The organism is Sphaerisporangium sp. TRM90804 (assembly GCF_029846175.1).
Classification (GTDB): domain Bacteria; phylum Actinomycetota; class Actinomycetes; order Streptosporangiales; family Streptosporangiaceae; genus Sphaerisporangium.
Genome location: NZ_JARWAC010000009.1, coordinates 436,261 through 458,788, shown reverse-complemented (window position 1 = coordinate 458,788; position 22,528 = coordinate 436,261). Strand labels below are relative to the sequence as shown.

Annotated in this window: 14 protein-coding genes; 11 read left to right on the top strand and 3 right to left on the bottom strand. The window is 73.1% G+C overall.

All coding sequences use genetic code 11. The features are described from left to right. The first annotated feature begins 97 nt into the window (after nucleotides 1-97). From PYR91_RS12805 to PYR91_RS12770, 8 genes are all read left to right on the top strand, one after another. On the top strand, nucleotides 98-856 hold the full coding sequence (locus PYR91_RS12805; RefSeq protein ID WP_279779886.1) for an ABC transporter ATP-binding protein: 759 nt from the start codon (nucleotides 98-100) through the stop codon (nucleotides 854-856). Next, nucleotides 843-1,559 (top strand): ABC transporter ATP-binding protein, encoded by a 717-nt coding sequence (locus PYR91_RS12800; RefSeq protein ID WP_279779884.1) that lies wholly within the window; start codon nucleotides 843-845, stop codon nucleotides 1,557-1,559. Before PYR91_RS12805 ends, PYR91_RS12800 begins: the two co-directional genes overlap by 14 nt. Nucleotides 1,560-1,630: 71 nt before the next feature. Further along, on the top strand, nucleotides 1,631-2,875 hold the full coding sequence (locus PYR91_RS12795; RefSeq protein WP_279779882.1) for an ABC transporter substrate-binding protein: 1,245 nt from the start codon (nucleotides 1,631-1,633) through the stop codon (nucleotides 2,873-2,875). 100 nt (nucleotides 2,876-2,975) lie between these two features. After that, entirely contained in the window at nucleotides 2,976-3,839 is an 864-nt protein-coding gene (locus PYR91_RS12790) for a branched-chain amino acid ABC transporter permease (RefSeq protein WP_279779880.1), read from the top strand. Continuing rightward, nucleotides 3,836-4,849, top strand: coding sequence for a branched-chain amino acid ABC transporter permease (locus tag PYR91_RS12785; protein WP_279779879.1), 1,014 nt, complete (start codon nucleotides 3,836-3,838; stop codon nucleotides 4,847-4,849). The genes PYR91_RS12790 and PYR91_RS12785 overlap by 4 nt, the downstream gene beginning before the upstream one ends. A gap of 53 nt (nucleotides 4,850-4,902) precedes the next feature. After that, a complete protein-coding gene (locus tag PYR91_RS12780) occupies nucleotides 4,903-5,688 on the top strand; it encodes a 3-hydroxybutyrate dehydrogenase (protein ID WP_279779878.1) in 786 nt (261 codons plus the stop codon). 53 nt (nucleotides 5,689-5,741) lie between these two features. Beyond that, nucleotides 5,742-7,649: a helix-turn-helix domain-containing protein gene (locus PYR91_RS12775; protein ID WP_279779877.1), complete on the top strand. Its 1,908-nt coding sequence runs from the start codon at nucleotides 5,742-5,744 to the stop codon at nucleotides 7,647-7,649. A 472-nt stretch (nucleotides 7,650-8,121) separates the two neighbouring features. Then, the gene (locus PYR91_RS12770; RefSeq protein ID WP_279779876.1) at nucleotides 8,122-9,162 is read left to right on the top strand and encodes a LacI family DNA-binding transcriptional regulator; all 1,041 of its coding nucleotides are present in this window, start codon (nucleotides 8,122-8,124) and stop codon (nucleotides 9,160-9,162) included. 166 nt (nucleotides 9,163-9,328) lie between these two features. Here the strand turns inward: PYR91_RS12770 and PYR91_RS12765 are convergent, their stop codons facing one another. Together PYR91_RS12765 and PYR91_RS12760 are read right to left on the bottom strand one after the other, a co-directional pair. Beyond that, nucleotides 9,329-12,424 (bottom strand): BTAD domain-containing putative transcriptional regulator, encoded by a 3,096-nt coding sequence (locus tag PYR91_RS12765; RefSeq protein WP_279779875.1) that lies wholly within the window; start codon nucleotides 12,422-12,424, stop codon nucleotides 9,329-9,331. A 413-nt stretch (nucleotides 12,425-12,837) separates the two neighbouring features. Next, nucleotides 12,838-12,993, bottom strand: coding sequence for a hypothetical protein (locus PYR91_RS12760; RefSeq protein ID WP_279779873.1), 156 nt, complete (start codon nucleotides 12,991-12,993; stop codon nucleotides 12,838-12,840). A 506-nt stretch (nucleotides 12,994-13,499) separates the two neighbouring features. On the opposite strand from PYR91_RS12760, the gene PYR91_RS12755 reads away from it, so the two are divergent. The 3 genes from PYR91_RS12755 (at nucleotide 13,500) to PYR91_RS12745 (ending at nucleotide 18,853) form a co-directional block, all read left to right on the top strand. After that, on the top strand, nucleotides 13,500-13,835 hold the full coding sequence (locus PYR91_RS12755; protein WP_279779871.1) for a hydroxyisourate hydrolase: 336 nt from the start codon (nucleotides 13,500-13,502) through the stop codon (nucleotides 13,833-13,835). A 129-nt stretch (nucleotides 13,836-13,964) separates the two neighbouring features. Further along, nucleotides 13,965-15,839 carry a 2-isopropylmalate synthase gene (locus PYR91_RS12750; RefSeq protein WP_279779934.1) on the top strand — a complete coding sequence of 625 codons (1,875 nt, stop codon included), beginning with the start codon at nucleotides 13,965-13,967 and terminating at the stop codon, nucleotides 15,837-15,839. A gap of 221 nt (nucleotides 15,840-16,060) precedes the next feature. Then, nucleotides 16,061-18,853 (top strand): AAA family ATPase, encoded by a 2,793-nt coding sequence (locus tag PYR91_RS12745; RefSeq protein WP_279779870.1) that lies wholly within the window; start codon nucleotides 16,061-16,063, stop codon nucleotides 18,851-18,853. A 205-nt stretch (nucleotides 18,854-19,058) separates the two neighbouring features. On the opposite strand, the gene PYR91_RS12740 is transcribed toward PYR91_RS12745, so the two are convergent. Next, nucleotides 19,059-22,526: an AAA family ATPase gene (locus PYR91_RS12740; RefSeq protein WP_279779868.1), complete on the bottom strand. Its 3,468-nt coding sequence runs from the start codon at nucleotides 22,524-22,526 to the stop codon at nucleotides 19,059-19,061. Between the last annotated feature and the right edge of the window lie 2 nt (nucleotides 22,527-22,528).

Sequence of the window (22,528 nt, the reverse complement as noted above, 5' to 3'; positions counted from 1 at the left end):
GCTCGCCTAGTGTTCCGCGACACGACGACTTCGCCCGTGACACCGGGGTGACGCCGGCGAAACCATCCGACGAACCCGACGACACGAGGAGGCCCGCATGGCCGACGCCGTCCTGAGCGCGCGGGGCCTGGCCAAGGAGTTCCGCGGCTTCCGCGCCGTCGACGGCGTCGACCTGGACGTCGCCGAGGGCAGCGTCCACGCCCTGGTCGGCCCGAACGGCGCGGGCAAGACCACGCTGTTCAACCTGCTGACCGGGTTCCTCTCGCCCAGCGCGGGCCGCATCACCGTGAGCGGGCACGACATCACCGGCAGACGCCCCGAGCAGGTCGCCCGCATGGGGATCGCCCGGTCCTTCCAGATCACCAGCCTGTTCCCCCAGATGACGCCGCGTGAGCACGTGGAGCTGGCGCTGGCCGGGGCGACCGGGATCACCTGGAAGTTCTGGCGGTCCGACCGGCTGCTCGACCGCTTCCGCGACCGGGCGATGGAGCTGCTCGGCCAGGTCGGGCTCACCGCCCACGCCGGCACCCCCGCGGGCACGCTGGCCTACGGCCACAAGCGCGCCCTGGAGCTGGCCCTGGCCCTGGCGCTCGACCCGCGCGTGCTGCTGCTGGACGAGCCCACGGCGGGCATGGGCGTCGAGGACGTCGAACGCACGGTGGAGCTGGTCAGAAAGGTCCGCGCCGGCCGCACGGTCGTGATGGTCGAGCACAACATGAGCGTCGTCTCCAGCCTGGCCGACCGGGTGACGGTGCTGCAGAGCGGCCGGGTCCTCGTCGAGGGGGCGTACGCCGAGATCCGCCACGACCCACGCGTCATCAGCGCCTACCTGGGAGACGCCCATGCCGAGGACTGACGGCACGCCCATCCTGTCCGTCGAGGGCCTGTCGGCCTGGTACGGCGAGGCCCAGGTGCTGCGGGAGGTGTCGCTCCAGGTGGGGGAGGGCGAGATCGTCACGCTGGTCGGCCGCAACGGCGCCGGCAAGACGACGCTGCTGCGCTGCCTGATGGGCCTGCAGGAGCGCTGGTCGGGGAGCGTGGGATTCCTGGGCGCCGACATCACGAGACTGCCCGCCCACCGCCGGGCGCGGCAGGGCCTCGGGTACGTGCCCGACGACCGCGGCGTCTACTCCACGCTGACCGTCGAGGAGAACCTGACGCTGCCGCCCGCCGTCGGCCCCGCCCCCTGGCCGCTGGCACGGGTGTACGAGACCTTCCCCCGGCTGCGGGAGCGGCGGTCCTTCCCCGGCACCAAGCTGTCGGGCGGCGAGCAGCAGATGCTGGCCCTGGCCCGGGTGCTGCGGATGGGCGCGCGGCTGCTGCTGTGCGACGAGCCCACCGAGGGGCTCTCGCCGTTGATCGTCCAGCAGATCGGCGACATCCTGCGCGAGGTCAGGCGGCAGGGCGGCACCGTGCTGCTGATCGAGCAGAACGTGCACTTCGCCTCCACCGTGGCCGACCGGCACTACCTGCTGGCCGAGGGACGCGTCGTGGAGTCGCTCGGCAACGACGAGATGCGCGCCCGGCGGCACGAGTTGCTCGAATACCTCGGGATCTGACCCACCCCCAAAGCCGATGCCTCCCGCCGGGCCCCGACCCGGCGCACCGGTAGAACTGACAGGAGAAGTACATGAAAGCTGTGGGCCGATCGGCCGCGGTGGCCGTCGCGGTGGCCACGATCGCCGGGTGCGCGGGCGGGCCCGGCGCCGGGGGGAGCGGGGACAAGATCAGTGACGGCAAGGTCGTCCTGGCCGTCCTGAACGACCAGTCGGCGATCTACGCCGACCTTTCGGGCAAGAGCAGCGTCGAGGCCGTGAAGATGGCCGTCGCCGACTACCAGGCCAAGTACGGGGACAAGGCCGTCGTCAAGGAGATCGAGGTCCTCTCGGCCGACCACCAGAACAAGCCGGAGGTCGCCAACTCCAAGGCCCAGGAGCTCTACGACCGGCAGCGCGCCGACATCATCCTGGACGTGCCCTCCTCGGCCGCCGCGCTCGCGGTGGCGGGCATCGCCAAGGCGAAGAAGAAGATCTTCATGGACATCGGCGCCGCCACCACCGAGCTGGAAGGCGCGCAGTGCAACAAGTACACCTTCCACTACGGCTACAACACCTACATGCTGGCGCACGGCACCGGTGACACGGTGACCAAGGACGGCGCCGAGAACTGGTACATCGTCTACCCCGACTACGCGTTCGGGCAGGACATGCAGAAGAACTTCACCGCCGCGGTGACCGGCGCGGGCGGCACCGTCGTCCAGAGCGACCCGGCGCCGTTCCCCAACGACAACTTCTCCACGTTCCTGCTCAAGGCGCCCGGCCTGAGCCCCAAGCCCGAGGTCATCGGCACCATGCAGGCCGGCGGCGACCTGGTCAACCTGGTGAAGCAGTACAACGAGTACAAGCTGCGCGACAAGGGCATCGGCCTGGCGGTCGGCCTGATGTTCATCACCGACATCCACTCCCTGGGCCCCGACGCGCTGGCCGGCACGAAGTTCACCGACGCCTGGTACTGGAACGCCACGCCGGAGAACCGCGCGTGGGCCGACAAGTTCCAGGCCAAGGTGAACAAGCGGCCGAGCTTCCCCAACGCCGCCAACTACTCGGCGGCCACCCAGTACCTGGAGGCCGTGCAGCGCGCCGGCACCGACGGCGCCGACGCGGTGGTCAAGCAGCTGGAGGGCTACGAGTTCGAGGACGTGTTCGCCAAGAACGGCACCATCCGCGCCCAGGACCACCTGCTGCTCCACGACGTGTCGCTGGCCCAGGTCAAGCCCGCCAGCGAGGTCACCGAGCCCTGGGACTACGAGAAGATCCTCAAGACCATCCCCGCCGACGAGGCCTTCCAGCCCGCCGATCCCGCCTGCAAGCTCTGAGCCCGCGGGGGCGCGCCGCGGCGAGGGCCCGGCGCGCCCCGGCGTCCCGTCGCCCGCGACGGGACGCCGCCCCGGTCCCCGCCCTTCTCTGGAGGTCACCGTGCTTCAACAGGCGTTCAACGGCCTGGTTGGTGGCGCCTTCTACGCCCTGCTCGCCCTCGGCCTGGCCGTGATCTTCGGCATGCTGGGCGTCGTCAACTTCGCCCACGGCGCCTTCTACATGCTGGGCGCGTTCGGGTCGTACGTACTGCTCGACTCCTTCGGCGTGAACTTCTGGATCGCGCTGGTCGCGGTCCCCGTCGCGCTCGGCCTGGCCGGCACCGTCCTGCAGCGGCTGTTCATCCGCAGGCTCGCGCCGCTGGACCCGCTGTACAACTTCCTGTTCACCTTCGGCCTGGCGCTGATCCTCCAGGACCTGGTCAAGCGGGAGTACGGCGTGCAGTCCCAGCCGTACCCCCGGCCGGACCTGCTTGCGGGCACGGTCGACCTCGGCCTGTTCACCTACCCGGCCTACCAGGTGTTCGTGCTGGCCGTCTCGGTCACCCTGTGCCTGCTGGTGTGGCTGGTGCTCACCCGCACCCGGGTCGGCATGATCGTCCGGGCCGCGACCGAGCGGCCCGAGCTGACGCGGGCGCTGGGCATCGACGTCGGCCGGTGGGTGACGCCGGTCTTCGGGTTCGGCATCGCGCTCGCCGGGCTGGCCGGGGTGCTCGCCGCCCCGATGCGCGCGGTCAACCCGCTGATGGGCGGCGACCTCATCATCACGGTCTTCGCGGTCGTCGTGATCGGCGGCCTCGGCTCGATCTTCGGCTCGGTGGCCGCCGGGTTCGCCATCGGCCTGGTCTCGGCGCTCGGAAACCTGTACGTCCCCGCCCTGTCCCAGACGCTGGTGTTCATCCTCATGGCCGCCGTTCTCCTGTGGCGGCCGGCGGGCCTGTTCGGACGCGAGGAGGCGTTGTCGTGATCCTTTCCCGGCTGGCCGCGAGGCCGCCGCTGCTCGCCGCCGGGCTCTTCCTCGCCCTGGCGCTGCCCTGGATGATCTACCCGCCCGTGGCGCTCGACATCGCCTGCTGGGCGCTGTTCGCCGCCGCGCTGGACCTGCTGCTGGGGTTCACCGGCCTGCTGTCCTTCGGCCACGCCGCGTTCTGGGGCACGGCGACGTACGTCTCCGGCCTCATCGCGCTGCGCGCCGGGCTGCCGTTCCCGGTCGCGGTGGCCGGCGGCGCGCTGGCCGCCGCCCTGCTCTCGGTGCCCATCGGCTACCTGTCGGTGCGCCTGCGCGGCATCTACTTCGCGATGGTGACGCTGGCCTTCGCGCAGATGGTCTACTTCGTCGTCAACCAGTGGCGCGACGTGACCGGCGGCGAGAACGGCCTGCAGGGCGTGCCCCGCGAGCTGTTCGGCCTGGACCTGTCGGACTCCTTCGTCTTCTACTACGCCGGCCTGCCGCTGATCCTCGCCGGGTTCCTCGCCGTGTGGCGCGTGGTCCGCTCGCCGTTCGGCCGGGTGCTGATGTCGATCAGGGACAACCCCGCGCGGGCGCAGGCCCTCGGCTACCCGGTGCAGCGCTACAAGCTGCTCGCCTTCGTGCTGTCGGCCGGGCTGTCGGGCCTGGCCGGCGGGCTCTTCGCCCTCGGCCACGGCTTCGCCTCGCTGGAGAGCGTGTACTGGACCACCTCCGGCCAGGTCGTGATGATGGTCGTGCTCGGCGGCATCGGGACGCTGTGGGGCGGCGTCATCGGCGCCGGCCTCGTCGTCGCGCTCAACGACTACCTGGTGACCTCCGGATTCGACGGCATCGGCATCGTCACCGGCACGATCTTCGTGCTCGTCGTGCTGGTGTTCCGCCGGGGCATCTGGGGCACGGCCCGCGACCTGGTCCACGCCCGCACGGGCCGCCGCCCCGACCCCGGCCAGGGGGACGCGTCCGACGGGACGCCCGCCCGGCCCGAAGGGGTCGGATCGCCGGTGTAGGCCCGGCCGCGATCCCGCCCCGCCGCATCCGCGCATCCCTAGGAGCAACTGCTGTGGTTTCAACGAGCGTGACCGCCGGCACGGCGGCCGGGCTGGACCTCACCGGCCGGCGTGCCCTGGTGACCGGCGGGGCCGGCGGCATCGGCCGGGCCTGCGCGCGGCGGCTCGCCGGCGCCGGCGCGCGGGTCGTCGTCCTGGACGTCCGGGAGGACCTGGCGCGCGAGGCCGCCGAGGAGATCGGCGGGTCGGCGCTCGCCGCCGACCTGACCGACATGGCGGCGGTGGACGCGCTTGCGGTCGAGGGGGTGGACATCCTCGTCAACAACGCCGGGTTCCAGCACGTCGCGCCGATCACCGAGTTCCCGCCCGAGACCTTCTCCTCGATCATGAGGATCATGGTGGAGGCGCCGTTCCGGCTGGCCCGCGCGACGCTGCCCGGCATGTACGAGCGCCGCTGGGGGCGGGTGGTCAACATCTCCTCGGTGCACGGGCTGCGCGCCTCGCCGTACAAGGTCGCCTACGTGACCGCCAAGCACGCCCTGGAGGGGTTCTCCAAGGTGGTCGCGCTGGAGGGCGCGCCGTACGGCGTGACCTCCAACTGCGTCAACCCCGCCTACGTGCGCACGCCGCTGGTGGAGCGGCAGATCGCCGACCAGGCCCGCGTCCACGACCTGGAGCCCGACGAGGTGGTCGAGCAGATCATGCTGGCCCCGGCCGCCATCCGACGCCTCATCGAGCCCGCGGAGGTCGCCGAGGCGGTGGCCTTCCTCTGCTCACCGCACGCCTCGATGATCACCGGATCGTCGCTGACCATCGACGGAGGCTGGACCGCGCATTAGACCGGGGGACGCCATCGGGGGGAGGAACCATGTTCAAGGGGACAATAAACCCCATGACCTGCACCGTCTTTCTCGACCTGCTCGCCAGGGAGGCGCCGCCGGTCGAGTTCGAGGCCCCCCTGGTCGAGGCGCGCGCCGCGGGCGCCGCGCCGGAGATCCTTGCCGAGCTCGACCGCGCCAAGCTGGCCGCGCTTCGCGTGCGGGCCCTGCTCGAACACCGGGCCCGCAGGGAGGCCGAGCTGTCGGCGCTGTTCGAGACCGCGGGCGACCTGGCCGGGCTGCGCGACGTCGGCGCGGTGCTGGAGGCCATCGTGCGCCGCGCCCGCCGGCTGCTGCACGCCGACATCTCCTACATGACGCTGCACGACCCCGAACACGGCGACACCTACATGCGGGTGACCGACGGCTCGGTGTCGGGCGCCTTCCGCGCCCTGCGGCTGCCCATGGGCGCCGGGCTCGGCGGCCTGGTCGCCCAGACCGGCACGCCGTACGCCAGCCCCGACTACTTCGCCGACGAGCGCTTCCGGCACCGCGCCCACATCGACATGGCGGTCAAGGAGGAGGCGCTGGTCGCCATCCTCGGCGTGCCGATGCGGCTGGGCGCCCAGATCATCGGCGTGCTGTTCGCGGCCAACCGCAGCGCCCGCCCCTTCGCCCAGGAGGAGGTGACGCTGCTCGCCTCGCTGGCCGCGCACGCCGCCGTCGCCCTGGACAACGCCCGCCTGCTGGAGGAGACGCGCACCGCGCTCGGCGAGCTGAGCGCGGCCAACCAGCTCATCCAGGCGCGCAGCGCGGCGGTGGAACGCGCCGCGCAGGCCCACGACCGCATGACCGGCCTGGTCGTCCGGGGCGGGGGCGTCGAGGACGTCGCGGCGGTCGTCACCGACATCCTGGGCGGCGCGCTCATCGTGCTGGACGCCGACGGGCGCCGGCTGGCCGCCGTGGGCTCGGTCGGCGACCTGGACGAGGCCGAGGTGGCCGACGCGGCCGCCGCCTCCCGCGGCATCGGGCGCAGCGTCCAGCGCGGCGACATGTGGGTGACCTCGGTGGCCTCCGGCACCGAGATCCTGGGCACGCTCGTGCTGCGCGCCCCGAACGAGGTCGTGATCACCGACCAGCGCATCCTGGAGCGGGCCGCCCTGGTGACCGCGCTGCTGCTGCTGTTCCGGCGCACCGCCGCGGCCGCCGAGGGCCGGGTGCGCGGCGAGCTGCTGGACGACCTGCTCACCGGCAGGGTCGTGCACCCGGACGGCCTCTACGGCAGGGCCCGGCTGCTCGGCGTCGACCTCGACGCCCCGCACACCCTCGTCGTCGCCCGGCACGGGGCGGGCGAGCCGGCCCCCCGCCAGCGCACGGCGTTCTGGGCGTCCTCCGACGCCGCCTCCCGGCACGGCCTGATGGCGGCGCGCGGCGAGGAGACGATCCTGCTGCTGCCGGGCACCGACCCGGGCGCCGCCGCGCAGCGGGTGGCCAGGGAGCTGGGCGGCGCGCTCGGGACGCCGGTCACCGCCGGCGCGGCCGGCCCGGTGCGCGGCCCCGCCGCGGTGGCGGACGCCTACCGCGAGGCCCGGCGCTGCGCCGAGGCGCTGCTGGCCCTCGGCCGCACGGGGGAGGGGGCCGGCTCCGCCGAGCTGGGCTTCGTCGGCCTGCTGATCGGCCGCGACCGCGACGTCGGAGGCTTCCTCGGCTCGGCGATCGGGCCCGTGCTCACCTACGACCAGCGCCGGGGCACAGCCCTGGTGCAGACGCTGGAGACCTACTTCGGCACCGGCTCCAGCCTTTCCAAGACCGCCGAGCGCCTGCACATCCACGTCAACACCGTGACCCAGCGGCTGGACCGCGTGGGCCGCCTGCTGGGCGAGGGATGGCAGTCGCCCGAGCGGGCGCTGGAGATCCAGCTCGCCCTGCGCCTCAACCGCCTGCGCCCCCTGACCGGCGCGCCGGAGGCCCCCCAGGAGTGACCGGGGCCCGCCGTGTCTCGGGTCACCCGCCGTCGTCCCGCCCGGGTTCGTCGTCTCCGGGGAGCGGGGCTCATGCCGTCGCAGGGTCTCGTCTCCTGAGCCGTCCCGATCTCGGGCCGGCGTCCTTTCGAAGAGGGGTCACGCGCGCCTTCGCCCAGGCCGGCAGCGGTATTCGGGGTGCTTGGGGGCCGGTCGGCCGGTTACGCAAGGCCGCCCGCAAGAAGGCGACGGGATTGCGTAATATTTCCGGCGTGTTAAGCGGGGTCCTCCGGCGCTGGTCGGGCGGGTCCGCACAGGTGGCCGGGTTCGACGGAACGGTCCATCTGACGCGCGCCGTCAAGTCATCGCGAGACTAGCTGTGGTGATCCGCCATAGCCCTCCCGGGGCCGGCCCGGAGGCGGTTGAGCGGGGCCGTATATCGAATCGTGAGATTGTCAGGTGCTTGCGTAGTTTTTTACAGTACGCTTGCAGCGTGACACGGCGTCTTGCGGAAGTTGCGAAGAAGGTTGGCGTCAGCGAAGCCACGGTGAGCCGGGTGCTGAACGGCAAACCGGGTGTTTCGGATTCCACCCGCGCGGCCGTGCTGACGGCGCTCGACGTGCTGGGCTACGAGCGCCCCACCCAGCTGCGGGGCGAGCGTGCCCGGCTGGTGGGCCTCGTGCTGCCCGAGCTGGGCAATCCGATCTTCCCGGCGCTGGCCGAGGTCGTCGGCGGCGCCCTCGCCCAGCGCGGCTTCACGCCGGTTCTGTGCACGCGCACCGCGGGCGGTCTGTCGGAGTCCGACTACGTCGAGATGCTGCTGGAGCAGCAGGTCTCCGGGGTGGTGTTCGCCGGCGGCCACTACGCCGAGGCCGACGCGCCGCACGAGCACTACCACCGCCTGCGCGAGCTGCGGCTGCCCGTCGTGCTGGTCAACGCCGCCAGCGAGGCCCTGGGCTGCCCCTGCGTGGCGACCGACGACGCCGTCGCGGTCGAGCAGGCCTTCAGCCACCTCACCTCGCTCGGCCACGAGCGCATCGGCCTGGTGCTCGGCCCGGCCGACCACATGCCCTCGCGCCGCAAGCTGGAGGCCTTCACCGCGGCCGCCAGGAGCGCCGGGGTGCCGATCGGCCCCACGGCCGTCGAGCGCAGCCTGTTCTCCCTTGAGGGCGGCCAGGCGGTCGCCACCCGGCTGGTCCGCGACGGGATCACCGGCATCATCTGCGCCAGCGACCCCCTGGCGCTCGGCGCCATCCGCGCGGTGCGCCGCCTCGGCATGTCCGTGCCGCAGGACGTCTCGGTGGTCGGCTTCGACGACTCGGCGTTCATGAACTGCACCAACCCGCCGCTCACCACGGTGCGCCAGCCCATCGAGGCGGTCGGCCGCGCGGCGGTGACGCTGCTGGTCGGCCAGATCGAGGGCGCGCCGGTCACGGCCGAGGAGCTGCTCTTCGAGCCCGAGCTCGTCGTCCGCGGCTCCACCGCCCCGGCCAAGGTCCGCACCCTGGCGGCCGTCGCCGCCGTGGCCCTCTGACCCGCCCGTCCCCTCCGGCGCGCAGCTCGCGCGCACCGTCTGGTGTGCCGCGCTCTCCGACGCGCCCGCCCGCACGCCACACCTCGGTCCCGCTGCCCGCGCGCGCCCTTCCCGCGCCTTCCCTGCCACGCCCGGCCGCCCTCGGGGGGCGGGCGGCGGGCGGGGTTCAGGTGGGGAAGTCCCGGGCGGTCAGCAGGCGGGTGATGTTGGCGCGCATCTGGGACGCGACCACCGGGTCCATCCGCTCGGTCAGGGCCAGTCCCTGGGCCAGCGCGTCGCGGGCCGACTCCTCGTCGCCCACCGCCTGGTAGACGTCGCTGAGCAGGATCAGGGTCCGCGCCTCCTGCAGGCTCATCTGGATCCGGGCGAACAGGGTCAGCGCCTGCTCGTAGTGCAGGATCGCGTCGGAGGTGTCCCGCTGCGCCATCGCCAGCTCGCCCAGCGCGAGCTGCACCCGCGCCTCCACGAGCTGCTCGTTCGCCGTGCTGGCCAGCAGCAGCGACCTGCGCAGCGCGCTCTCGGCCTCGGCCAGCTCCCCTCGCCGGAGCCGGGCGACGCCGAGCGCGTGCAGTACGTATGCCTCCCCCGTCGGATCGCCGATGTTCCGCACCACGACCAGTGCCTCGTTGAGCACCTCGACCGCCAGCGCCGACTGTCCCGACTGCAGGTAGGTCTCGCCTATCCGGTGCAGCACCTGCGCCTCGACCCGCCTGCTGCCGGTGCTGCGGCTCAGCTCCAGCGCGTCGGTGAGCAGGCGCTGGGCCCCGGGCTGGTCGCCGGACTCCAGCCGGAGCTGGGCCAGGTTGTGCAGAACGTAGGCCGACGCGACCTGGTCGCCGGTGTCGTTGAAGATTTTCAGGGCCCGTTTGTAATGGGCCTCGGCGTCGTCGAACCGCCCGCCCACCCGGTCGAGGAACCCGATGTTGCGGATCACCAGGGCCGTGCCCTGGTCGTCGGCGACCTCGGTGAACAGCTGGACCGCCTTCTCCAGGTCGGCCCGCGCGTCGCCGAACCTCTGCTGCGCGATGTACAGCGAGCCACGGGAGTACAGCATCGCCGCCTGACCGCGCAGGTCGCCGGCGTTCCGGGCGGCCGTCAGCGCGATCTCGTGGGTCTCCCGCCAGTCGTCCAGGTAGACCCGGGACTCGAACAGCGTCACCGCGCTGATCGCCAGGTCCCAGCAGAGCTGGACCATCCCCGCCTGCGCCGCCTGCCTGATGCCGCACACCAGCGTCGGGCGCTCGCGCTCGTACCACTGCAGCGGCGAGGCGACGAGCTGCCCCACCAGCTTCTCCGGGAGCGGCCAGCGGGGCGCGGGGCCGTGGATCTGCACGTAGTCTCCGCCGTACTCGCGGCGGTGCGCCGCCTCGGCCAGGAACAGCAGGCCGCCGAGCACCCGGCCGAGCGCGGCGTTGCGCTCCCCGGAGGTCTCCTCGGCGGCCAGGCGTTCCCTGGCGAAGACCCGGATCAGGTCGTGGAACCGGTACTGGCTGTGCATGCCGTACCCGACGCCGGTGGTCTCGATGAGCTGGGCGTCGGCCAGGTCGTCGAGCACGTCGTGCGCGTCGGCCAGGGGCTGGTCGAGCAGGGCGGCGCTGACCCAGGCGGAGAAGACCGGGGACTCCAGGATGGTCAGCCGCCGGAACAGCCGCCTGGCGTCCTCGCTGACGCTCTCGTAGGTGAGGGTGATGCTCGCCCTGATCCCCATGTCGCCGTGTTTGAGCTCGTCCAGGCGCCGGGTCTCGTCCTCCAGGCGGCCGAGCAGCTGCTCGATGCTCCAGTGCGGCCGCGCGGCCAGCCTCGCGCCGGCGATGCGCAGCGCCAGCGGCAGGTGCCCGCACAGGTCGGCCAGCGCCTCGGCCGCCTCGACCTCCGAGCGCACGCGCTCGGCCCCGGCGATGCGGGCCAGCAGGTCGACCGACTGGTCGGAGTCGAAGGTGTCCACGTCCAGGTGGGTGGCGCCCGCCAGCCCGGCCAGCCGGCCCCGGCAGGTGATGACCACGGCCGAGGCCGGGTTGCCGGGCAGCAGCGGGAGCACCTGGCTCTCGCTGCCGGCGTCGTCCAGCACGATGAGCATCCTGCGGTCGGCCAGCAGCGAGCGGTACATCTCCGCCCGTTCCTCCAGCTCGTCGGGGATGGCGGTGCCGGGCACCCCCAGCACGCGCAGGAAGCGTTCGAGCACCTGCATCGGGCTGATCAGCCGCGACGTGGCGCCATGGAGCGCTGCGTAGAGCTGGCCGTCGGGGAAGCGGGAGGCGATGCTGTGGGAGGCGTGCACCGCGATGGTCGACTTCCCGACCCCCGGCTTGCCGACGATCACGATGATGGGGACGGCGAACCGCGAGTGGTCCTCGGTGGCCACGATCAGCCGTTGCCGGATGTCCTCGATCTGCTTGGCGCGCCCGGTGAAGTCGGCGATGTCGGTGGGCAGCATGCCCGGCACGTTCGGGACGCTGGGCGCGGGAGCCTGGGTGGGGGCCGGCGTCTCGGGTCTGCGGGGCGGCGCCACCGGCAGATCCAGGCTCTCGTCGGAGGTGAGGATCGCGTGCTCCAGCCGCTGGAGCCGCTCGTTCGGCTCGATGCCGAGCTCCTCGATCATCGCCCGGCGGGCGCTGCGGTAGACCTGCAGCGCCTCCGCCTGGCGCCCCGAGCGGTACAGGGCGGTCATGAGCTGGCCGCGCAGGCGCTCCCTGAGCGGATGCTGCTCGACCAGCTCGGTGAGCTCGCCGACCAGCTCGTGGTGGCGGCCGATGTCGAGTTCGAGCTGGACGCAGTCCTCGTGCGCGGCGATCCGGTTCTCGGTGAGCCTGTTGGCCGCCGACTGCACGAGCCGGCTCTCGATGCCGTCGAGCGCGGGCCCCCGCCACAACAGCAGCGCCTCGCGGTAGTGCATGATCGCCTCGTTGGCGTTGCGCGCCTCCCGGGCCCGCCGGGCCCGCTGGACGAGGTTCTGGAACCGCTGGACGTCGATGTCGTCCGCCGGGACCTGCAGGGTGTAGCCGAGCGACTGGGTGACGATCACGTTCGGGCTGCCGGCGGTGGCGAACAGGCGCCGCAGCGACGAGATGCAGATCTGCACCTGCGCGCGGGCCGTGGTGGGCGGGTCGTCGCCGTAGAGGGCTTCCATGAGGCGGCCGATGGTGACCACCCGGTTGGCGTCGAGCAACAGGACGGCCAGCACGATCTGCTGTCTGATCCCTCCGAGGTCGAGGCGGTGGCTGCCCGCCGACACGTCAAGAGGCCCCAGAATCCCGAATTTCACCCGTATCTCCTCGCCCAAGCGCGCGGCCCCCCGTCAGGAAGTGCTCACCCTCCGATGCGAGCGGTAACAGGTGCGTGGTTCCAGGAGATCCGCCCCGTAACGACACCACCATTGGCCGGATCGTGACAACCTGCGTCTCAATACCGACAGGCGCGAGATGGTCACGTATGGCGATGTCCACTTATGTCTGAATCGTACAGCTATACGTGTTTCGGATCTATAGACGGTGTGAAGACTCTTTTGACTTCCTGCACTGTTTGCATGTGCAACCGAGTGTCAGCGCACAATTGACACCATATCTGAAGAAATGTCCGATATGGGAAGGTTGCCGTCCACGGGGCGATGTCGACCGGCACCGGTCGGGAGGGCGCGGTCCCGGGGCCGGAACACCCGGGACCGGAGGGGGAAAAGGGTCAGCCCCAGGGGGTGTTGCTGCCCGAGGCGGCCGCCGCGGCGGAGGCGGCGCGGGTCCGGGAGCCGGCGCGGACACGGCTTCCCGGGACGGCCGGGACGGGGGAAACGGCGGACGCGCTGTGGAACGGGGCGGCGATCGGGATCTGAGCGTTCATTCTCATGACCTCTTCATCGTGACGCGAAGGAGCGTGCTCCCCCTGAAGCAAGCCGACACCGGACAACGTATGGACCGCCGCCATTCGATTCCTATCGATTCGCTTTTCCTTCGCCATCGCCTGGTCCGCCGTATCGGCGGGCCGTCCCGCCGCAGGGTCCGGCACGGTCGCGCACGGGGTGGCGACGCCACCTGCGGGGCAGCGACGATAGCGGGCTGAGCTGGGGCTGGGCGCCCTCCGGGCCGGTCCGCGATAGCCGGCGATAGCGGAACGAAAGAGGGGTGATAGAGGGCTGCGCCACTCTCCTCGAAAGACCGGGACCGAGGGCGAAGCCGGGCCCCCGCCCCGGTCCCAGCGCGGCGGGTCAGGACGGTCCAACCGGATGTACGGAAATGGCCGTCCGTCAGCTCGGGTGGTCGCGCACGGGGCGCCGTCGGCGATCGGTGCGGGTCGCGATAGAGGGAGAGCTGTCCGTCACAGCGGGCGCGGTAGATAGGTGTCCTCCAATGAGTATTACTGCACAGGCCCTGGACAGCGTTTACGGCCGGTCGGCCGCCGGAGTGCGGGCACGCCTGGAGCGTGACGGCGACGGCTGCTGGCACGACATCGCGGACGCGGAGACGGACAGCAAAGGCCGTATCGAGGAATGGCGGGACAAGAAGTTCGAGCGCGGGCTCTACCGCATCGTCTTCGACAGCGACTATTACTTCGTCGGCCTGGGCCTGAGCGCGGCTTATCCCGAGATAATCGTGACCTTCAGAATGCAGGACGAGACGAACACCTACCAGATTCAGGTAATGCTTTCTCCGTATTCCTATTCGACGCATTTCAGGATCGCGTGATCCGCGGTTCTCGCTGCCAACGGCCGGTCCCGGCCCCAGTCGATCCGGAACGGCACGTGGCGTCCGGGGCCGGCAAGGGAAGAAGGGAACCCGACTGTGACGATCGTGAACCGCGCCGGCCAAGGGCGCCTGCTCGATACCGCGAGGACGCCGGCGCGAGCCTCGGGCCGCTACAGGCCGCTCCCGCCCGTGGACCTCGCCGATCGGCGCTGGCCGGGCAGGACCATCACCTCCGCCCCGCGCTGGCTGTCCACCGACCTGCGCGACGGGAACCAGTCGCTCGCCAGCCCCATGAGCCCCGAGCGCAAGATGGCGATGTTCGAGCTGCTCGTCGCCATGGGATACCGGGAGATCGAGGTGGGGTTCCCGGTCGCGAGCCAGGACGACTTCACCTTCGTGCGCAGTCTCATCGAGGGCGACCTGATCCCCGACGACGTGCGCATCTCCGTCCTGGTGCAGGCGCGCGACGAGCTGATCCGGCGCACGGTGCAGAGCCTGGAGGGGGCCAGGAGCGCCACCGTGCACCTGTACAACGCGACCTCGCCGCTGTTCCGGCGGGTCGTGTTCGGGATGAGCCGCGACGAGTGCAAGGACCTGGCGGTGAACGGCACCCGCCTGCTGATGAAGTACGCCGACAAGACGCTGGTCGGCTGCGACGTCGGCTTCGAGTACTCTCCCGAGCTCTTCAACGAGACCGAGCTGGACTTCTCCCTGGAGGTCTGCGAGGCGGTCATGGACGTCTGGCAGCCTGAGGCCGGGCGGGAGATCATCCTCAACTTCCCCACCACCGTCGAGCGCTCGATGCCGAACGTGTTCGCCGACCGCGTCGAATGGCTGGACCGCAACCTGTCGCGCCGCGAGCACGTCTGCCTGTCGATCCACCCGCACAACGACCGGGGCACCGGGGTCGCCTCGTCGGAGCTGGCCCTGCTCGCCGGCGCCCAGCGCGTCGAGGGCTGCCTGTTCGGCAACGGGGAGCGCGCCGGCAACGTCTGCCTGGTCACGCTCGGGCTCAACCTGCTGTCCCAGGGCGTCGACCCCGGGATCGACTTCTCCGACCTGACCCACGTGCGCCGGACCGTCGAGCGCTGCAACGAGATGCCGGTGCACCCGCGCCATCCCTACGGCGGCGACCTGGTCTACACGGCCTTCTCCGGCTCGCACCAGGACGCCATCAAGAAGGGCTTCGACGCGCTGGAGGCCCAGGCCGCCGAGACCGGCGTCCCGTCCGGCGAGCTGCCGTGGGAGGTGCCCTACCTCCCGCTCGACCCGCGCGACGTCGGCCGCACCTACGAGGCGGTCGTCCGCATCAACAGCCAGTCGGGCAAGGGCGGCGTGGCCTACGTCATGAACGCCTGGCACGGGCTGAACCTGCCGCGCGGCATGCAGGCCGACTTCGCCCGCGCGGTGCAGGCGCACGCCGACGCCGAGGGCGGGGAGATCACGCCTGAGGGTGTTGGGCGGCTCTTCGACCGCGAGTACTTCGAGTACCCGATGCTGCCCGTGCCGCTCGTCTTCGCCGGCAAGACCGTGTCGGCCGACCTGCACATCGACGGGGAGCGGTTCGACGCCGGGGTCACGAGGGCGGACGTGCTGAACGACGTGCGGACCGCGCTGGGGGAGTGGGGGGTGGACGTACGGGCCGTCCACCGCACCTCCTGGGGGGCCGCGGGGGACGACGGGCCCGAGGGGGAGCTCGTGGTGTACGGGGAGTGCCGCGTGGACGGGGTGACGTTCTGGGGGGCCGGCACCGACGCCGACGTGCGGGTGGCCTCGCTCTCGGCCGTGCGCTCGGCCGTCACCCGCGCGCGCCTGGCCGCCACCTCCTCCGGAGAGGCCCCGGAGCGGCCAGGGGACGGCGAGGCGCGGCCCGTCCCGGCCGCGAGCGCCCTCACGCGGCCCGAACACCCCGCCGCCGTACCGGCCCCCGTACCCGCCGCTGAGGGGACCGGTGTCCCGGCGCCCCGGTCTCCCCGGCGTGCTGGGGCCAAGCTCCGGCGGTGATAGCGGGGCGATAGGGGGTCGAAGGCGCCGTTGCCTAACTTTGCAAATGATCCAGAAACGGACAAAAGGCAAAAGTCGGAAGGCGCCTCGATCTATGGCCAGACAGCCGAGGACCCGGTAAGCGGGAGGATTCTCCGGATCCCCGATACCTCGTCCGGCTGCGGCCGCGGTCTACCACCGCGGCGTGATGTGATTCTTCGTCGGGACAAGGGAGGCTCGTGATGAGCCTAATCGAACGTCATGAGGCCCTGGGATCCTTAGAGGGTCTGCTCAGCAGCGCGGTGATGGGAAAGGGCAGGGTCGCCCTGGTGAGCGGCACGGTCGCGACCGGCAAGAGCGAGCTGCTCCACTCGCTGGCCGAGCGGGCCGTCGAGCTCGGCGCGCTGCCCGTCACCGCCACCGCCTCGCTGGCCGAGCGCGACCTCCCCCTCGGGGTGTTCGGGCAGCTCATCCAGGACGCCCCGCTGGTCCTGGAGGACCGCGACCGCGCCATGGCGCTGCTGGACGAGGGCGCCCGCACCGTGACGCCCTCCGGCCCCGGCAACGACACCCTCACGCAGGTGGACGCGCAGATCGTGCACGCCCTGTGCACCGTGCTGCTGGAGCTGTCCGAGCGCCACCCGCTGATGATCGTCGTCGACGACGTGCACCACGCCGACCGGGCCTCCCTGCTGTGCCTGGCCTACCTGGCGCGGCGGGTGCGCTTCGCCCCCATCGCGGCGATGTTCAGCCACTCCGACCACGGCCGGTACATCGAGTCGTCCTTCCCCACCGAGCTGCTGCGTTACCCGCACTGCCACCGCGTCCACCTGTCCCCGCTGTCGCCCGAGGGCGTGACCGCCCTGGTGACCGAGCGGCTCGGCGAGGACGCCGCCGAGCGGTTCTCCAACCAGTGGTACGCGCTGAGCGGCGGCAACGCCATGCTCATCGGCGGCCTGGTGCACGACTACCGCACGGCGATGCGGGCGGGCGGCGGACAGCCTCCGGTCGAGCTGGTCCCCGGGGACGGGTACGGGCAGGCGGTGCTCGACTGCCTGCGCCGCGCCGACCCCCGGATGCTCCAGGTGGCGTGGGGGCTGGCCGTCCTCGGCGACGCCGACACCCTCGACCAGCTCCTGGAGATCGGGCCGGAGTACGTCACCCGCGAGCTGAACTCCCTGGACGTCGCCGGGCTGCTCACCATGGGCCGCTTCCGCCACGAGTCGGCCCGCGCGGCCGTCCTGGCCGAGCTGAGCACCGAGGAGCGCGGCCGGCTGCACCGCCGCGCCGCCGAGCTGGCCTACGCCAACGGGGCCGCGACCACCACGATCGCCGACCACCTCGTGCACGCCGACCGCGTCGAGGGGCCGTGGGTCGTGGACGTCCTTGAGGACGCCGCCCGGCACGCCCTGCGCGACGGCAGGGTGGAGCCCGCGGTGGAGTACCTGCGGCTGGCCTACCGCATCTGCGGCGACGACCGCCAGCGGGTGAAGATCACCACCGCGCTGATGCGCGCCGAATGGCGGATCAACCCCAGCACGCCGACCGGCCACTTCTCCGAGCTGACCGACGCGATGCGCCGGGGGCACCTGCGCGGCAGCGACGCCGTCGTGCTGGCCAAGGCCTTCCTGTGGCACGGCCGGTTCGACGACGCCAGGGACGTGCTGACCCGGCTCAACGAGACCGGCCGCGACCTGGACCCCGACACCGTGACCGAGCTGGTGATCGCCCGGCCGTGGCTGCGCTGCACCTACACCCCGTTCCTGTCGCACCTGCGCCAGACCACCGGGGAGCAGTCGCGCGGGGCGATCCTGTCGGTGTCGGCCGACCGCCGCCTGGAGTCGGCCATCGCGCTCGCCTCCGTGCTGACCCGCGGCCCGCGTCAGGAGTTCGTCGCGGCGGTGGAGCGCATCCTGCGCGGCTCCCGCCTCGACGAGATGTCCATGGACACCGTGGAGAACGCCCTGCTGGCGCTCACCTACGGCGGCCGTTCCGACAAGGCCGCCCCCTGGTGCGACCTGTTCATCGACGAGGCCTCCTCCCGGCACGCCCCCAGCAGGCGGGCCAGGCTCTCGGCCATCCGCTCCGAGACGGCGCTGCGCATGGGCGACATGCTCGGCGCGGAGTACCACGCGCGCGTCGCGCTGGACGCCATCCCGCTCAGCGGGTGGGGCGTCGCGGTGGGCGGGCCGATGGCCAGCCTCATGCTGGCCTCCACGGCGATGGGCAAGTACGACGCGGTCAGCGACATGCTCGACCAGCCGGTGCCCGACGCCATGTTCCAGACGCGGTGGGGCCTGCACTACCTGCACGCGCGGGGCCGCTACAGCCTCGCCACCGGCTACGCGCAGCTCGCGCTGCGCGACTTCCAGCGGGTCGGCGAGCTGATGGGCATGTGGAACCTGGACGTGCCGGGCCTGATCCAGTGGCGCGTGGAGGTGGCCGAGGCGTGCCTGCGCCTGCGGCGGCCCGACCAGGCCAGGCGGCTGGTGGAGGACCAGATCAGGCGCTGCGCGACCGGCGCGCCGCGCGTGCACGGCATCGCCATGCGCGTGCTGGCCGCCACGAGCGACCTGCGGCACCGGCCGATGTTGCTGCGCCAGGCCGGCGACCTGCTGCAGTCGGGCGGCGACCGCTACGAGCTGGCCCGCGTGCTGTACGACCTGCACGAGACCTTCCACGCGCTCGGCGAGTACCGCCGCGCCGGGATGATCGCCGGGCGCGCCCGCGCCGTGGCGCAGGAGTGCCACGCCGACCCGCTGACCCGGGCGCTCTCGCGCGACAGCGACGTCGGCGTGACCCAGGTGTCGCCCGCGACGCCCGACGCCGACGACGCCGCCGTCCTGAGCGACGCGCAGCGCCGGGTCGCGGTGCTGGCCGCCGCCGGGTACACCAACCGGGAGATCGCCGACAAGCTCTACATCACGGTGAGCACCGTCGAGCAGCACCTCACCCGGACCTACCGCAAGCTCAACATCACCAGCCGCGCCGAGCTGCCGTCCACCATGGAGCTGGGCACCACCGTCCCGGTGTGACGCCCAAGCCCACGCCCCGCCCGGCCGCGAAGGAGGCCGGGCACCCCGCCCCGCCCCCGGAGCGGCCCCCCGTCGGGGCGCCGGGCGCGGGGCGGCGGCGTCGGCGGGCAGGGGGCCGGGCTCCGCCGAAGAGGCGGGCGCCGGGGGCGCCCGGCCGGCCGGTGCCCGGCGCGGGGCGGCCCGGGAGTGGCCTGGAAGGGCCGGGTCAGTCGGTGGTGAGCAGGGATCTGGCCTCGGCGGCGACCTGGCGCATGCCCAGGCGGTCGGCCATGCGCAGCGACCGGTGCAGCAGGCGGGTGGCCTCGCCCTCGGGGTCGGCGGGGTCGCGCAGCCGCAGGGCCTTGGCGCGGTCGAGCTGGAGCCTCGCCATGTGCGGCGGAGCGGCGGACACCGTGCGGACGGCCTCGTCGAAGTGGCGCAGCGCGGTCGCGGCGTCGCCGGCGGCCAGCGCGAGCAGCCCGCGCGGGCGCCCCGTCGGCTCCAGCAGCACGCTGGGCCACCCGGCCAGCGCGATCTCCCCCGGGTAGGCGGCCAGCCGGTCGGACAGCGCGCGCACGGGGCCCTCCAGCTCGGCGCGGTCGACGCCGCCCGCGGCCATCGCGGCGCAGGCCTCGGCCAGCACGGTCAGCGTCGGCACCGTCCACCCGTGGGGCGGCAGCCCGGTCAGGCCCGAGGTGTCGTGGAGGAACGCGGCGAGCCGGTCGGCCGCCTCGTCGTGACGGCCGGTCTCGGCCAGCGCCAGGACGTGGGCGGCCCGCCAGATGGGGAAGTACCCGTGCTGCTCGACCTGGCGGGCGAGCCCCATGCTGAAGACGGTCTCCAGGTCGCCGCGCTCGTGCAGCAGCCAGAAGTACTGCCCCATCCACGTCTGCCGGAGCGTCTCGGCGGGGGCGGCCTCGCCGCCCGCCTGCTCCTCGACCATGCGCAGCGACTCGCCCATGAGGCGCTCCTCGGCGCGCTGGAAGTCGCCGTTCCACAGGTCCATGAGGGTGTCGAGCGCGCCCTGCAGCCAGGGGCCCAGCCCGCGCGGGTTGCGGGCGACGTGGGCGCGGTGGGCGTCGACGGTGCCGAGCGCGTCGGCGAGCCGGCCGAGCCGCAGCTGGTCGACGGCCAGCGCCATGAGCGCCTCGCCCTGGAAGTGGGCAGACCCCGCCCGGACGCCGGCCTCCAGCAGCCGCTCGGAGATGCCCAGCAGCTCGGCCGGCCCGGTGAAGTCGAACAGCGCCCAGCGGCACTCGGTGAGCACCTCGCAGCGCACGAGGTCGTTGCCGGTCGCCGTCAGCTCCAGCAGCGTGGCGCGGGCCAGCTCCACCCCGGGGGGCGGGCCGGTCGCGGCGTTGTCGGCGACCGCCATCGTCCGCTTCTTGGCCAGGTGGGCCTTGAGCTGCAGGCGCAGCATCACGGCCTCCTCGTCGGCGTCGGCGCCCAGGCCGTCCAGGGCGCCGCCGAGCAGGTGCAGCAGCTCCCGGTCGACCTGTCCCGGCGCCGACCACCGGCGGGCCAGGCGGATCGCCGCGGCGGCGGCGAGCCTCGGCAGTCCCTCGGCCGCCTCGCCGGCGGCCAGGTAGCGGCGCCCTGCCTCCTCCATCCGGCCACCGTCGCCGAGAGCGTCCCCCAGCGTGATCAGCAGGCCCACCCGGGTGGCGGGGTCGCAGCGCAGCCGCAGGCCGGCGTGCGCCCAGCGCATCGCGCTCTCGATGTCGAAACCGCGCTGCTCGGCGCGCGCGGCGTCCAGGCACGCGGCGGCGGCGCGCTCCTCGGGCAGGGCGGCGCCCGCGGCCACGGCGTGCTGGGCGACGCGGACCGGCAGGGAGGGATCGGCACGGCCGGAGGCGCCGGTGCGGGCGGACAGTGCCTCGAAGGCGCGGCGGTGCAGGTCTCTGGCCAGGGCGGGCCGGCCGCCGAGCTCCTCCAGCACGGCCTCGCGTGAGCGGTCGTGCGCGAACCGGGCCGCGCCGTGCCCCCGCACGGCGTCGCCGGACGCGGCCTGCGCCTGCAGGCGGTCGGCCGCGGCGGAGTCCAGCCCGAGCACCCGCGCGACCAGCGCGGCGTCGATGTCGAGGCCCACAGCGGTGATGGCCGCGGTGGCGAGCCACCGGAAGGCCGGGAGGGCGGCGGTCACCGGCCGCGCCGGCACGGGGCGCGTCTCGCCGGGCTCGGTCAGGCCGAGCAGCGCCAGCGGCAGGCCGTCGGTGACGTGGGCGGCCTCCTTGGTCTCCTCGGGGGTCGGCTCGCGCCCCCAGGCGCGCCCGAGCCACTGCGCCACCTCCTCCACGCTCAGCGGCGCGACGGGGAGGGCGCTCATCACGCCCTCCCATCGCGCGGGCTCGGACCGGGTGGCGAGCAGGAACCCGACCGGAGCGGTCGAAAGGCCCTTCCTGACGTGCTGGAGCAGCTCCGCGGCGTAGGGGCTGAGCAGATGGGCGTTGTCGAAGGCCACGAGCAGGCCCTGCCCGGACGCCCGGCGCAGCAGGCTCACCAGCAGGAAGGTCAGCTCGCGCGGGTCGCGCTCGTGGCCGGGGCCGGCCGGGGTGTCCAGCACGCCCGCCGACATGAGCTTGCCGAGCGCGTCGCGCTCGTGCGGGCTGACCGGGTCGGGCGGCGCCGACAGGTCGCGCCGCAGGTGCGCCCACACGACGCCGGCGAGTTCGCGCCACGGCTGCAGGCCGTCCAGGGCCTGGCACATCACCGCGACCGCCGGGATCCCGGCCCGGGCGGCCAGGCGTCCGGCCTCGGCCAGCAGGCGGGTCTTGCCGACGCCGCCCACCCCGCAGACGGCGAGGGCGGCGGAGTTCCCGCCGCCCATCCGCCGCAGCAGCGCGGAGACCTCCCGCACCTCCTGCTCCCGGCCCACCAGCACCGAGGGGCCGTCGTGCTCGGCGGACGCCTCAGGGCCGCCCAGCGGCGCCCCCACGTCGAAGCCGTGCTCGTGCAGGGCGAGCAGGTCGCGGGCCCGGCGCACCGCCTCGTCGCCCGGGAACCGGGCGTCACGTAGTCGCACGGCCCGCCCGGCGGCGGCCCCGCCGTCGGTGCGCAGGGTGGTCAGGAACCGCAGCAGCCACACCGCCGTGGTGTCGTCCTGGCCGTCGCCCACCACGCCCTCGGACAGGAAGGCGGCCTTCTCGTAGCGGCCGAGCCGGAGCGCGATGCGGGCGACCAGCCTGACCAGCTCGGTGCGCTGCTCCTCCAGCCGGGCGCGGTAGCCCTCGCACACCCACGGCAGGGCCCACGCGGCGGCCAGGGAGGCGAACGGGGCGCCCCGCCACTCGGCCGCGGCCTCGCGCAGGCGGGTCAGGGCGGCGACCGGGTCGCCGCGCTCGTACAGCTCGCGGCCCTCGCGCAGCCGCGCCTCGAAGCGGGCGGCGTCCAGCGTCTCGGCCAGGTAGCCCGGAGTCCGCTCCACCAGCTCGTAGGCGTGCGACCACTTGGCCGGCGGGATGTCCAGCTCGCTGCCCGCCAGGGCGTTGCGCAGCCGCGACAGCGGGGGCGCGACGTCCGTGACGGGGCCGTCGTTGCCGAGGGCCGCGGCCAGGGTGCCCTGCGGGACCGGGTTCCGTGCCGAGACCAGCATGGCCAGGGCCTTGGCCGTCTGCGGGAGCAGCTTCCGAGGCGTCCCGTCCGCCAGGACGGTGACCTCGCCGAGCAGCCTGATGTCGAAACGCGCCACGTTCACCG